This is a genomic window from Sphingomonas sp. FG14 (assembly GCF_057809675.1).
Map to the genome: position 1 here is coordinate 1 of NZ_JBMDKK010000037.1, position 11,871 is coordinate 11,871.

The following is an 11,871-nucleotide window of genomic DNA, read 5'->3' on the forward strand; positions in this document are numbered from 1 at the left end:
TGTCCTTTCCTTGACACCGCAACAGAAGGACAGGGCTTCGACAGGCTCAGCCCGAGCGGATGGTGGTAGCGGTGCCATGTGTGGCTCAGCCCGAGCGGATGGTGGTGGCGGTGCCATGGGTGGCCCGGCCCGAACGGCTGTTGGCCGCTAAAGATCCACCCCCGCCGCGATTGCTTCCAGCTTGCGGATGCGTTCCTTCAGGTTCGCGATCTCGATGCGCGATCCTGCCTGGGGCGCGATGTCGCCATCCCTTCGGTCCAGTTCGGCGCGTTTCAGTTCCAGCCAGCCGCGCCAGCCGCGCAGGGCGCAAAAGGCGAGGATCGCGATGCCCGACACGGCGGACAGGGCGATCAGGAGATTGGGGTCGGCCATCGGTTCTTCCATCATGCGATCATCGCGGGGCGCCGGCGGCGATGCTCAGTCATCGTCGCCCAGGCGCCAGCCGCCGTCGGTCTTGATCCAGCTTATCGTCACGAACACCGCGATCAGCGCGAAGGCGGCGGCGCCCTGGGCGGTCTTGCCCGGCAGGAAATTCACCGCCAGCAGCAACAGGCAGAGGAAGATCGCGATCGCCAGCCAGCCCTGCCAGGTGGCGGGGGTGCCGCCGAAACCGCAGCGCCGCCGCGCGAACCAGTAACCGGGGCGCACCTTGCGCGGGCGGAAGGGGCTATCAATCCTGGGCATCGTCAGTCTCCCTGGGCGGGCGGCCGCGCGTGCGCTGTTCGGGGGCGGCCACCTTCACGCCCCGCCGCGCCAGCGCCTCGCGCAGCAGCACCTCGATCTGAGCGTTCACGCTGCGCAGATCGGCGGCCGCCGAGCGTTCGAGCGCCGCATGGAGCGCGGGCTCCATGCGAAGCGCGAACGGCTTTTTGGGGGGCGTGGTCGTCATCTTCCGGGGCTTATTGGTACAGCGAGCCCGTATTGACCACCGGCTGCGTATCGCGTTCGGCGCACAGCACCACCATCAGGTTGGACACCATCGCCGCGCGCCGCTCGTCATCCAGCTCGACGACATTCTTCGCCGAAAGCTGATCGAGCGCGAGCTGCACCATCGAGACGGCGCCCTCCACCAGCCGGGCGCGGGCGGCGATCACCGCCTCCGCCTGCTGGCGGCGGAGCATCGCCTGCGCGATCTCCTGCGCATAGGCCAGATGGGTCAGGCGGCATTCGTCCACCGTCACGCCCGCCGCGGCCACGCGCTCCTGCAACTCGACGCGCAGTTCCTCGCTCACCTGGTCGGCATCCGAACGCAGCGTCACTTCCTTGTGCTCGATATCGTCATAGGGATAGCGCGAACCGATCGCGCGCACCGCGCTTTCGATCTGGATATGGACGAACTGCTTGTAATCGTCGACGTCGAACAGCGCCTGCGCCGTATCGGTGACGCGCCAGACGACGTTGGACGCGATCTCGATCGGGTTGCCGCGCAGATCGTTCACCTTCAGCCGTTCGGACGTGATGTTGTGCACGCGCACGGAGATCTTGGTGCGGCTCAGCCAGGGCCAGCGCCAGCGCAGGCCGGTGGCGCGATCGGTGCCCTGATAATCGCCGAACAGCAGGATCGCCGCCGCCTGATTGGGCTGGATCATGTAGAAGCCGATCGAGATGAAGCAGAACACCAGCACCGTGGCGACGAAGAACAGCACCGGCCCCAGCGGCGGCTGTTCGCTGCCCACCAGCAGCGAGAAGGCGTAGAAACCCAGCGCCGTCACCGCCAGCAGCGCGACCAGCATCAGATAGCCGCTGAACGTGCCCGCCCGCCGTTCGACGCTGGCATTGAGCGCGGTGGGAGATCCGTGTGTCATCATGTCCTCCAGAATTATGATATCATATTAATATCGAGTTCGGGCGGATGGCAAGCGGAATCGTTGGGGGGAGTGTGAGAGAGTGCGGAGGTTTGATCCTTAGGAAGAAAACGCAGTGCAAGCGGATGGGCATAGCTTCGCAAACGGCGTTGATGGCCATCAGGGTGCCGCCAATGCACTGACAACTAATGCATCACCAAATTGGCGGCTTGATGCGTAAGCCTGCGTTTGTGGATAAACCGATTCATTATCAATGGCTTCTATTAAGTTAATGGAATCAATGGATGAATCTTGACTTAAAGAAAGCCTTATGAGACACCGTTATGGTGGTGCGCCGGTCGTCGGGTCGTCGGTATTCGTATTCCAGCGGCATCGACTGATACGCTTGATACGACGATAATCGGGCTTAATGGTTAGTCGCTAAACGCTTCCGGGCACCACCACTGATTTGGGTAGCCATAGAATTTGAAGATCGCGGCCTGGTCGCGATCGAGCTTTGCCTTCCTCAGGCTGGGCATCAGCTTGACGCCATATCCAGCAATCTGACCTCTCAACTTATCAGGTTCTCTCGCCATCCGGGGTTTCAACGCCTTAGCAAACGATGGGTCGCAAGCACCGGTGTCATGCTTGTCGCACGCCTTGAAGAATGCGCTGGCGACAACATCGGCGAGTTGCAGCCCTTCGCGATCTAAGTGGGGGTAAACGTGTAACAGGTTCGCATGCATCACGTCCCAATAGATTTTGCCCCAAGGCAGAAATGGATTGTGCTTCTTAAGCTTCATCCACTCATAATATGCGGACATCTGCGAGTAGCGAAGACCACCGCGAGCACTGTATTCCACGCGCAGGCCCTTTGCTTTGCCATGTTCCTTGATAGCCAGATCGTGCACAAACTTTGTGACACGCTCAAGCAGGAGGCGTGTCATCCAGCAATAGAACCAGTTAGAGGATGGAATTTTGCCCGCGAACGGATTCTCGTAGCCTTCCATGTTCTTCTTGTTGGACGCGACTACGAAATATCTCGCATCTAGCTCGGCCATCATCTGACACGCTTTCAGACGCTTGGCAGGGTTGAGGCCAGAGAAGTGAATATCGGGGCGTTGGTGGTTACGAAATTCGGCCTTGATGGCTTCAACCCACTGGGTGACCGCCGCTTGCTTCTCCGCGCGGACGACTACGGCGGAGAGAATAAGCCACTCGCTTGATCCGGGCGAGGATAGTGGTTTGACTGCTTTCAACCCATCGTCGCCGGCTTCGTCGATGTATGCTACGTAGCTATATTCAGGTGGTTTCGAGGTCATAGCGACCAGCGCAGCACAAGATAAGTAGCAGAGTCAACTAGGCAAGTTCAATCAGGTTAGCCGCGAGCTTGAGATCGGTGATGATGTAAAGTGATTCAAGGCATACTGGACGAACATCGTAAGGTATAAGCTAGAATCGGAGAGGTCGAAGTGAACTTTTTTGTCTATGAAAACTGGACGCATGATCGAGCTCGCATTCACCGCGCTACGTGCAGTTTCTGTAATGACGGCCGAGGTATGCAAACGGCAGACTCTGGCCGCAATGGGCAGTGGCATGGCCCATATAAAGATCGAGACTTGGCGTTCAAAGTCGCGGGTCACCTCCACAGAACCGATACCAAAGCATGCGGAACCTGTGCTCCATGAGTGACTGGAAAGTTAGACAACCCCAACAAAAAACCCTCCCCCGCACGAAGCGGGGAAGGGTTCTTGATCCCGGAACCGGGGTCTTGCCGGTTCGCGCTTATTGCACCGTGACGGTCACCGCGCGGCGGTTGCGGGCCCAGGAGGCTTCGTCCGAGCCGAGGGCGTCGGGGCGTTCCTTGCCGTAGCTGATCGTCGAGATGCGGCTGGCGTCGATGCCGAGCGTGGCGAGATAGTTCTTCGCCGAATTGGCGCGGCGCTCGCCGAGCGCGAGATTGTATTCGCGGGTGCCGCGTTCGTCGGCATGGCCCTCGATCGTCACGCGCACGCGCGGATATTGCTTGAGCCAGGCGGCCTGGCTGTCGAGCGTGGCGCGATCCTCCGCATCGATATCGAACTGGTCGAGATCGAAGAACACGCGGTCAGACGAGACCTTCGCCAGGAAATCGGCCTGCGATCCGGGGACGGGCGCGTCGGTGACGCCGCTGGTGTCGCCGGGCTGCGTGGTTTCGGCGGGGCCGGGGGGCGGACCCACATCCGCCGGCGGCTTCTTCGCGCACGCGGCCGCCATCAGCGTCAGGCTGGCGGCCAGTGCGAACTTCGTACCCAGACGGGCCATTTCGGTCTCCTTCTTCACGTCAGACAATGATGCCCACCCTGTTGCCCGCCAGCGCGGCGGATCGTTACGATAGGGGAATCACTCGTTTCAGGGCAACAACGGTCCCCAGGCCGGATCGGATCCATTGACCGGGGTGGGAATCTTCCGCTCGTTGCGGCCGGTGAGGTCCACCTGCCACACGCTGGAGGTGCCGGAGCGCCCCTGGGTCGATCGGAAGAACTGGATGACGCGGCCGTTGGGCGACCATGTCGGCGCCTCGTCCTGCCAGCTATTGGTGAGCAGCCGTTCGCCGTCGCCGCTGGGCGTCATCACGCCGATGCGGAAATTGCCCGCCAGCTTGGTGAAGGCGATCAGGTCTCCGCGCGGGCTCCATTCGGGCGTCGCGTGGCGCCCGCCGCCGAAGCTGATGCGGCGCTGGTCGCTGCCGTCGGCGTTCATCACATAGATTTGCTGGCCGCCCGAACGGTCGCTCTCGAACACGATCTTGCTGCCGTCCGGCGAGAAGCTGCCGCCGATATCGATGCCCGGCGCGTTGGTCAGCCGGCGCGGCGTGCCGCCGGCGGCGGGGATCGAATAAATGTCCGTATTGCCGTTGACCGCCATCGAATAGAGGATGGTCTTGCCATCGGGCGAGAAGCGCGGCGCGAACATCGAGTTCTGCCCCTCCGTCACCAGCCGCTGCGTGCCGCTGCCCAGATCGTAGATGAAGATGCGCGGCCGGTTGTTGAGATAGCTGAGATAGACGATCTGCTTGTAATCCGGCGAGAAGCGCGGGGTGAGCGCGATCGACTGGCCGTTGGTGATGAAGCGGTGGTTCGCGCCGTCCGAATCCATCAGCGCGAGCTGCTTGCGCCGGTTCCCCTTCGGGCCGGTTTCCGCGATATAGGCGATGCGGCTGTCGAAGAACGGGCTTTCGCCCGAAAGCCGGGCATAGATGGCGTCGGCGCATTTGTGCGCGGCGCGGCGCCAGTCGCCGGGCGTCACCTCGAACCCCTTGCGCGTCAGTTCGCTGCCCAGCGCGACGTCGTAGAGATAGCAGCCCACCGTCAGCTTGCCGTCCGCATTGGCGCGGACAAAGCCCTGCACCAGCGCCTGCGCGTCGCTGCCCCGCCAATAGGGGAATTGCGGCGCGGTCACCTCCGGAAACTGGATGTCGCGCACCGCGCCCGGCCCCTTGGGGCGGAACAGGCCGGAATTGCGGAGATCGGCCACGATCACGTCGGCCACCTGGCGGCCCAGCGCATCGGTGCTGCCGGCGGGGGTGCCGATCGATTGCGGCGTGGGCAGCGCGGGGACCGCGATGATGAGGTCGTCATTCCCCTCCGCCGTCACATCGACGCTCAAGCCGGACTCAGCCGGTTGCGCGGTGACGGACGGGGGCTGGACCTGCGCGGACGCCGCGGTCGCCGATGCGCCGCCGATGACGAGGATAGCCAGTGAATGGCGGAAAACGGATTTGTCGATCATGTTCCTAGCCTCAGGTCGAATACGGGGTCGATGACTTTCCACGCGTCATAAAATTCCGCGGGAAGGTTGAAGGGGGCGGCCAGTTGAACGGCCCTGATCGCGCGTTCGGCATGCAGCTTCGCCTGGCTGCTGTTGCTCTCGGTCTGGCCCGTCTGACTGATCACCTGCGGCTGGCCCATGATGCTGCCATCACGCGCCAGGCGAACGCGAACGATCGTCTTCAGCTTTTCCACGTCCGCGCCGGTCGGGGGACTCCAATGCCTTTTGAGCTGGCGACGGATTTCCGCCTGAAGCGACGCCTGCACGGCGGGGCCGGCGACGGCGGCGGGCGGGGTGGTGACGCGGCTTTGCGTCGGCCGGTCGGTCAATCCGTCGACCAGCCCGGCGAGCCGGCCGGTGGGCCGGGCGGGCTTGGGCTGCGGCTTGGCGGCGGGCGCGGGTTTCGCCGGAGCGGGTTTCGCGGGCGCGGGCTTCGCGGGGGCCGGGGTCGGCTTTGGCGGGGCGGGTTTCGGCGGCGCGGGCTTGGCCGGAACCGGCTTTGGCGTCGGCTTCGGCGCGGGGGCGGGCGGCGTCGGCGCGGGGCGCGGCACGGGCTTGGGCGCGGGGGTGGGCTCCGGCACGGGCTCGGGCGGCGGCGTCGGTTCGACCGGCCCTTCCTCCTCGGCGAGCTTGGCGGCGGGTTCCTCCTGGCTGGCGACGGGCGCGGTGCTTTCCAGCGCCACCTCGTCCGCCAGCGTCACCTCGATCGGCTTCTGCTTCAGGTCCAGCGGGTTGGGCGTCGCGAGGAAGCCGACCGAAAGCAGGCCGAACAGCGCGACATGGCCGACAACGGCGACGCCAAGGCCCGTCTGTTCGGCGCGATCCATCACTGCGCCTGTTCGGCGCCGGTGGTGACCAGCGAAACCTTGTTCAGCCCGGCGCGGTTGAGCTCACCCATCACGCGCATGACATGGCCGTAATCGAGCGTGCGATCGGCGCGCAGGAACACCGGCGGGCCTTCCGCGCCCTCGGCCGGGGCCTTGGCGGCGAGGATCGTCGCCAGCTCGGCTTCCTGCACCTCGGTCTCGTCGATGAAGATCCTGCCTTCATTGTCGAGCGAGATCTGGAGCGGCTGCTTGTCCTGGTCGAGCGCGCCGGCGCGGCTGTCCGGCAGGTTCACGGGCACGCCGGTGACGAGCAGCGGCGCGGTGATCATGAAGATGATCAGCAGCACCAGCATCACGTCCACCAGCGGGGTGACGTTGATTTCCGCCATCGGCGCGCGGCGGCCGCGCCCGCGCTGCGAAGGAAGGGGGCCCATCGCCATTAGCGGTCGGTCTCCAGCTCGCGGCTCAGCGTCGAGTGGAAGCCGTCGGCGAAGCGGTTGAGCCGCGCCTCGAACCGGTTGATGCCGTGGCTGAAGCGGTTGAACGCGATCACTGCCGGGATGGCGGCGAACAGGCCCAAAGCGGTCGCGAACAGCGCCTCCGCGATGCCCGGCGCCACCACCGCGAGCGAGCTGTTCTGCTCCGCCGCGATCGAGGTGAAGGCGCGCATGATGCCCCAGACCGTGCCGAACAGGCCGACAAAGGGCGTGACCGAGCCGACGGTGGCCAGGATGTTCAGCCGGTCCGCCAGCTTGTCGATCTCACCGGCGGCCGCCGATCCCATCGCGGTGGCGAGGCGCGCGCGCGTGCCTTCGCGGTCCACCGACTTGCGGTTGGTGGAGCGTCGCCATTCGGAAACGCCCGCGGCGAACACCTTGGCGCTGGGCAGATCCGAACTGTTGTGGATCTTGTACAGCGTGTCGATATCCTCGGCCTTCCAGAATTCGCGCTCGAATTTCTCGGAGGCGCGCGACGTCTTGCGCAGCCGCGCCGCGAAACCGATGATGATCGCCCATGTCCAGATGCTGGCAGCCAGCAATCCGATCATGACGAACTTCACGACCCAGTCGGCCTGAAGGAAAAGCGCCACGGGGGAAAGGGTGGCGGCGTCGGCGCTCATGATGGCATTCATCGCGGTTTCGGAATCCTCACAACAGTCTCTGAAATGCTTCGATCCAGGCAGGCGGTTGCCGCCGGGGCCGTCCGCTGGGGGAAAGGAAGGCCGCGACGACGCGCGCGTCCGCGACTATCTCATCCCCGCGCATGACTCTCTGATGAATATGGCAGGATGCGGCGCGGATTTCCTTCACCTCGCTTATAACGAGGAGCGCGTCGTCGAGTTTCGCGGGGGCGCGATATTTGATCGCCAGCTCCGCCACGGCATAGACGCCCAGCCCCTGATCATGCGCGCCGCGCTGGTCCACGCCGGCGCGGGCCAGCATGTCCGATCGCGCGCGTTCCATGAAGCGTAGATAATTGGCGTGATAGACCACGCCCGAAAAATCGGTGTCCTCGAAATAGACGCGCACCGCGAAATGATGCGCCTTGCCGACGAAACGCCCTTGATAAGGCAGGTCGGGTTGCTGTGCCGCCATGGCGGCCGGGTCTAGCGGCTGGGGGAAAGCGTTCAACCCCTTTTGCCCCGCGGGCGTAACGATTGATCCTGGCCTGGCGGGTTTCGGGGGTGGGGAACATGGCGTTGTGGCCAGGGGCGCCCGTCCCCCGTGGCGAGGGCACTCATCCCCCGCTCGGGCTGAGCCTGTCGAAGCCCTGTTCTTCTTCTTCTTCTTCTTCTTCTTCTTCTTCTTCTTCTTCTTCGGTGTTCAGGAAAGGACAGGGGCTTCGACAGGCTCAGCCCGAACGGGGGTATTGATCGGGGCTGCCAACCTCATGCGTCACCGCAGCCCTTCGACTGCCTGCAAGCAGGCGCTCAGGATGAACCTCGCCTTTGGCGAGGGCCGGGGTGACGCGCTGGATCGGGTCGGGCGCGCGAGCGCGTTCCGCGCTTCACTTCACGTCGAACAGGCCATCCTGTCCGGCTTCGGCGGGCGGATTGAGGCCGAGATGCTTCCAGCCGCGCGAATTGAGGCAGCGGCCGCGCGCGGTGCGGGCGATCAGGCCGAGCTGGATCAGATAGGGCTCGATCACTTCCTCGATCGTGTCGCGCGGTTCGGAGAGGCCGGCGGCCAGCGTCTCCACGCCCACCGGGCCGCCGCGATAGATGTCCGCGATCATCATCAGATAGCGCCGGTCCATCGCGTCCAGCCCGAGCTGGTCCACCTCCAGCCGGTTGAGCGCCGCGTCCGCCGCCCTGGCATCGACGACGGCCGCGCCCGCGACATTGGCGAAATCGCGCACGCGGCGCAGCAGCCGCCCGGCGATGCGCGGGGTGCCGCGCGCGCGCTTCGCGATCTCGTGCGCGCCGTCCGGCGCGATGGAGAGATCGAGCAGCCCGGCGGCGCGCGTCACCACGCGCTCCAGCTCGTCGACGGTGTAGAAGGCGAGGCGGACGGGAATGCCGAACCGGTCGCGCAGCGGCGTGGTGAGCAGCCCCTGCCGCGTCGTCGCGCCGACCAGGGTGAAGCGCGGCAGATCGATCCGCACCGATCGCGCCGACGGCCCTTCGCCGATCATCAGGTCGAGCGCGCGATCCTCCATCGCGGGATAGAGCACTTCCTCCACGGCGGGATTCAGCCGGTGGATCTCGTCGATGAACAGGACGTCGCCGTCCTCCAGATTGGTGAGCAGCGCCGCGAGATCGCCCGACTTGGCGATCACCGGGCCGGATGTGGCGCGGAAGCCCACGCCCAGCTCGCGCGCGATGATCTGCGCCAGCGTGGTCTTGCCCAGCCCCGGCGGGCCGAAGAACAGCACATGATCGAGCGCGTCGCCGCGCGCGCGGGCGGCGGAGATGAAGACGCGCAGATTCTCGCGCGCCGCCTTTTGCCCGACAAATTCGTCTAGCGACTTGGGGCGAAGCGCGGCATCGATATCCTCTGGACGGCGATCGCCTGAAATGATGCGTTGGGGCTGTTCCACGCGCCAGCCATAGCGCAAGGCCGGGCGCTGTCGAACCCCCATCAACATGCTTGAGTGGGAATGCCGCGCGGCTACACTATTCCGATTCGAAAAATCGGGGGAATGCCATGGATCGCCGTCAGTTCATTGTCGCAACGGGCGCCGCCGCCGGCGCGCTGGCGCTGGGCCGCGCGGCATCCGCCGCCCCGGCGGGATCGCGGATCATGATCGACGGGCTCAGCGGCTTCCGCGCCGGCGAAGGCGGGCGGGTGACGGAGCCGGCGGTGGTCGCGGCGATCCGCGCGGGCAAGCTCACCGCCTTGAGCCAGACGGTGGGCGAGGTGGGCAACGGCCCGGACCGGTTCCTGCGCGCGGTGGAGGGCATCGCCGGCATGGACCGGATGATCGCCGACAATCCGGACCTGCTGATGAAGATCACCAGCGCGGCGGACCTGCGCGCCGCCCATGCCGGCCGGCGGCTGGGCCTGATCTACAATGTTCAGGACAGCACCGCGCTGGAGGGCGACGCCTCCCGCGTGGCGCTGTTCAAGACGCTGGGGCTGCGCGTGCAGCAGCTCACCTACAACAAGCGCAACCTGGCGGGCGACGGCTGCCTGGAGCCCGGCAATGGCGGCATTTCCGATTTCGGGCGGCAGGTGATCGCGGCGGTGAACGCCAACCGGCTGCTGCTCGACCTGAGCCATGCCAGCCAGCGCACGATCGCGGAAGGGATCGCGGCGGCCAAGGCGCCGCCCGCGATCACGCACACCGGCTGCCGCGACCTGGTCGATTTCCCGCGCAACACCTTCGACCGCGAGATGCGCGCGGTGGCCGACAAGGGCGGCGTCGTCGGCATCTACCTGATGCCCTTCCTCCGCAACGGGGGGCAGCCGCAGCGCGAGGACCTGCTGCGCCATCTCGACCATGCGGTGAAGGTGGCGGGCGAGGATCATGTGAGCATCGGCACGGACGGCCCGCTGATGGGCTTCACCGTCAACGACGAGGCGCGGGCGGCGCAGCGCGCCTTCTACGAGGACCGCGCGAAACGCGGCATCGCCGCGCCCGGCGAGGCGGCGGACGTGATGAATTTCGTCGAGGGCTATAACGATGTCGACCGCATGAACGGCATCGCCGCCGACCTGAAGACGCGCGGCTGGACCGAGGCGCGGATCGACAAGGTGCTGGGCGGCAACCTGCTGCGGCTGTTCGGGGATGTCTGGGGCGGCTGAGGGGGCGCCACCCTCAACGTCCTTCAACCGGCCTTCCGAAGCACCGCCACCAACACTCCGTTCGGGCTTGGTCCTGATCCTGATGGCGGGGGGGCTGAACCGCTGCTCGGCGCGCCGGTGTTTCAGCGCCAGCCATCGCCAGCGGGTGTGGAGATCGGGCCTGGTCCTGATGGCGCGGGGCGCTGCCCCCCTCAGCGCGCCGCCTTTTTCAGCGCCAGCCGCACCAGCGCGTCCAGGGTCGCGCCCGCGCCCAGTTCGTCCTCCGCCGCGGCGACGGCGTTGCCGGCCTCGCCGGGCTTGAAGCCCAGGTTGAGCAGCGCGGAGACCGCGTCCGCCGCCGCCCCGCCCGCGATCGGGATCGCCGGGCCGGGGCCGAGCGCGATGCCGCCGGCCTTGTCCTTCAGCTCCATCACGATGCGCTGCGCCAGTTTCGGCCCGACGCCGTTGGCGCGCGCGATCATCGCCTTGTCGCCGCGCGCGACGGCCTGGGAGAGTTCGGCGGGCGCCAGCGTCGAGAGGATCGCCAGCGCCACGCGCGCGCCCACGCCTTGCACGCTGGTGAGCAGGCGGAACCAGTCGCGCTCGTCGGCGGTGGCGAAGCCCATCAGCCGGATCGAATCCTCGGCGACGAGCATCTCGGTATGGATGGTGACCGTGCCCCCCGTCGGCCCCAGCGCGGCCAGCGTCTTGGAAGACGCGCCGACAAGATAGCCGACGCCAGAGACGTCGATCACGGCATGGTCGATACCGGCGCTGATAAGCTGCCCGCGAAGCTGTGCGATCATGACCGGTGCTTAGAGCATCGCGCGGAAAAGTGGGAACCGGTTTTGCGCATCAGCGATGCGACGACCAACAACCTGCATCGCGCGGAAAAGTGGGAACCGGTTTTGCGCGGGCGGGATCATACACCCCCCGCCGCTCGGGCTGAGCCTGTCGAAGCCCTGTCCTTTTCTTCCGGCTCCGGCCCTAGGGAAGGACAGGGGTTGGCCTGCGGCCGACTTCGTCCCGACAGGCTCAGCCCGAGCGGGGGTGTTGATGGCGGCATGTTCTGTCGGAGCAATCCGTAACCTCCAACCGTTCAGGCTCAGCCCGAGCGGGGTGTTGATCGCGGCATGTTCTGTCAGAGCAATCCGTAACCTCCAACCGTTCAGGCTCAGCCCGAGCGGGGGTGTTGATGGCGGCATGTTCTGTCGGAGCAATCCG

Annotated in this window: 14 protein-coding genes; 1 reads left to right on the forward strand and 13 read right to left on the reverse strand. The window is 65.7% G+C overall.

What is annotated here, in order from left to right:
- Nucleotides 1–147: 147 nt before the first annotated feature.
- The 12 genes from ACODTA_RS29710 to ruvB form a co-directional block, all read right to left on the reverse strand.
- Entirely contained in the window at nucleotides 148–372 is a 225-nt protein-coding gene (locus tag ACODTA_RS29710) for a hypothetical protein (protein WP_489071192.1), read from the reverse strand.
- Nucleotides 373–417: 45 nt separating this feature from the next.
- Complete coding sequence (locus ACODTA_RS29715) at nucleotides 418–684, reverse strand: hypothetical protein (protein ID WP_489071194.1); 267 nt, start codon at nucleotides 682–684, stop codon at nucleotides 418–420.
- Nucleotides 671–889 carry a type II toxin-antitoxin system antitoxin gene (locus tag ACODTA_RS29720; protein WP_489071196.1) on the reverse strand — a complete coding sequence of 73 codons (219 nt, stop codon included), beginning with the start codon at nucleotides 887–889 and terminating at the stop codon, nucleotides 671–673. The genes ACODTA_RS29715 and ACODTA_RS29720 overlap by 14 nt, the downstream gene beginning before the upstream one ends.
- A gap of 10 nt (nucleotides 890–899) precedes the next feature.
- Entirely contained in the window at nucleotides 900–1,805 is a 906-nt protein-coding gene (locus ACODTA_RS29725) for an SPFH domain-containing protein (protein ID WP_489071198.1), read from the reverse strand.
- A gap of 413 nt (nucleotides 1,806–2,218) precedes the next feature.
- Entirely contained in the window at nucleotides 2,219–3,106 is an 888-nt protein-coding gene (locus ACODTA_RS29730) for a DUF3800 domain-containing protein (protein ID WP_489071200.1), read from the reverse strand.
- A 463-nt stretch (nucleotides 3,107–3,569) separates the two neighbouring features.
- On the reverse strand, nucleotides 3,570–4,088 hold the full coding sequence (pal, locus tag ACODTA_RS29735; RefSeq protein ID WP_489071202.1) for a peptidoglycan-associated lipoprotein Pal: 519 nt from the start codon (nucleotides 4,086–4,088) through the stop codon (nucleotides 3,570–3,572).
- Nucleotides 4,089–4,175: 87 nt separating this feature from the next.
- Complete coding sequence (tolB, locus tag ACODTA_RS29740; protein ID WP_489071204.1) at nucleotides 4,176–5,555, reverse strand: Tol-Pal system beta propeller repeat protein TolB; 1,380 nt, start codon at nucleotides 5,553–5,555, stop codon at nucleotides 4,176–4,178.
- Nucleotides 5,552–6,421, reverse strand: a complete 870-nt coding sequence (locus ACODTA_RS29745; RefSeq protein WP_489071206.1) for a TonB C-terminal domain-containing protein — start codon at nucleotides 6,419–6,421, stop codon at nucleotides 5,552–5,554. The genes tolB and ACODTA_RS29745 overlap by 4 nt, the downstream gene beginning before the upstream one ends.
- Complete coding sequence (tolR, locus tag ACODTA_RS29750; RefSeq protein ID WP_222989321.1) at nucleotides 6,421–6,861, reverse strand: protein TolR; 441 nt, start codon at nucleotides 6,859–6,861, stop codon at nucleotides 6,421–6,423. Before tolR ends, ACODTA_RS29745 begins: the two co-directional genes overlap by 1 nt.
- The gene (gene tolQ, locus ACODTA_RS29755) at nucleotides 6,861–7,541 is read right to left on the reverse strand and encodes a protein TolQ (protein ID WP_489071208.1); all 681 of its coding nucleotides are present in this window, start codon (nucleotides 7,539–7,541) and stop codon (nucleotides 6,861–6,863) included. Before tolQ ends, tolR begins: the two co-directional genes overlap by 1 nt.
- A gap of 28 nt (nucleotides 7,542–7,569) precedes the next feature.
- On the reverse strand, nucleotides 7,570–8,016 hold the full coding sequence (locus ACODTA_RS29760) for a YbgC/FadM family acyl-CoA thioesterase (protein WP_489071210.1): 447 nt from the start codon (nucleotides 8,014–8,016) through the stop codon (nucleotides 7,570–7,572).
- A gap of 412 nt (nucleotides 8,017–8,428) precedes the next feature.
- Nucleotides 8,429–9,460: a Holliday junction branch migration DNA helicase RuvB gene (ruvB, locus tag ACODTA_RS29765; protein ID WP_489071212.1), complete on the reverse strand. Its 1,032-nt coding sequence runs from the start codon at nucleotides 9,458–9,460 to the stop codon at nucleotides 8,429–8,431.
- A 107-nt stretch (nucleotides 9,461–9,567) separates the two neighbouring features.
- On the opposite strand from ruvB, the gene ACODTA_RS29770 reads away from it, so the two are divergent.
- Nucleotides 9,568–10,668 carry a dipeptidase gene (locus ACODTA_RS29770; RefSeq protein WP_489071214.1) on the forward strand — a complete coding sequence of 367 codons (1,101 nt, stop codon included), beginning with the start codon at nucleotides 9,568–9,570 and terminating at the stop codon, nucleotides 10,666–10,668.
- 191 nt (nucleotides 10,669–10,859) lie between these two features.
- Here ACODTA_RS29770 and ruvA read toward each other — a convergent pair whose 3' ends face one another.
- Complete coding sequence (gene ruvA / locus ACODTA_RS29775; protein ID WP_489071216.1) at nucleotides 10,860–11,453, reverse strand: Holliday junction branch migration protein RuvA; 594 nt, start codon at nucleotides 11,451–11,453, stop codon at nucleotides 10,860–10,862.
- Nucleotides 11,454–11,871 lie beyond the last annotated feature (418 nt).

Excerpts from the sequence above, each read along its gene's own strand:
- ACODTA_RS29710 (WP_489071192.1), bottom strand. The coding sequence starts at position 372 with ATGGCCGACCCCAATCTCCTGATCGCCCTGTCCGCCGTGTCGGGCATC.
- ACODTA_RS29715 (WP_489071194.1), bottom strand. The coding sequence starts at position 684 with ATGCCCAGGATTGATAGCCCCTTCCGCCCGCGCAAGGTGCGCCCCGGT.
- ACODTA_RS29720 (WP_489071196.1), bottom strand. The coding sequence starts at position 889 with ATGACGACCACGCCCCCCAAAAAGCCGTTCGCGCTTCGCATGGAGCCC.
- ACODTA_RS29725 (WP_489071198.1), bottom strand. The coding sequence starts at position 1,805 with ATGACACACGGATCTCCCACCGCGCTCAATGCCAGCGTCGAACGGCGG.
- ACODTA_RS29730 (WP_489071200.1), bottom strand. The coding sequence starts at position 3,106 with ATGACCTCGAAACCACCTGAATATAGCTACGTAGCATACATCGACGAA.
- pal (WP_489071202.1), bottom strand. The coding sequence starts at position 4,088 with ATGGCCCGTCTGGGTACGAAGTTCGCACTGGCCGCCAGCCTGACGCTG.
- tolB (WP_489071204.1), bottom strand. The coding sequence starts at position 5,555 with ATGATCGACAAATCCGTTTTCCGCCATTCACTGGCTATCCTCGTCATC.
- ACODTA_RS29745 (WP_489071206.1), bottom strand. The coding sequence starts at position 6,421 with ATGGATCGCGCCGAACAGACGGGCCTTGGCGTCGCCGTTGTCGGCCAT.
- tolR (WP_222989321.1), bottom strand. The coding sequence starts at position 6,861 with ATGGCGATGGGCCCCCTTCCTTCGCAGCGCGGGCGCGGCCGCCGCGCG.
- tolQ (WP_489071208.1), bottom strand. The coding sequence starts at position 7,541 with ATGAGCGCCGACGCCGCCACCCTTTCCCCCGTGGCGCTTTTCCTTCAG.
- ACODTA_RS29760 (WP_489071210.1), bottom strand. The coding sequence starts at position 8,016 with ATGGCGGCACAGCAACCCGACCTGCCTTATCAAGGGCGTTTCGTCGGC.
- ACODTA_RS29770 (WP_489071214.1), top strand. The coding sequence starts at position 9,568 with ATGGATCGCCGTCAGTTCATTGTCGCAACGGGCGCCGCCGCCGGCGCG.
- ruvA (WP_489071216.1), bottom strand. The coding sequence starts at position 11,453 with ATGATCGCACAGCTTCGCGGGCAGCTTATCAGCGCCGGTATCGACCAT.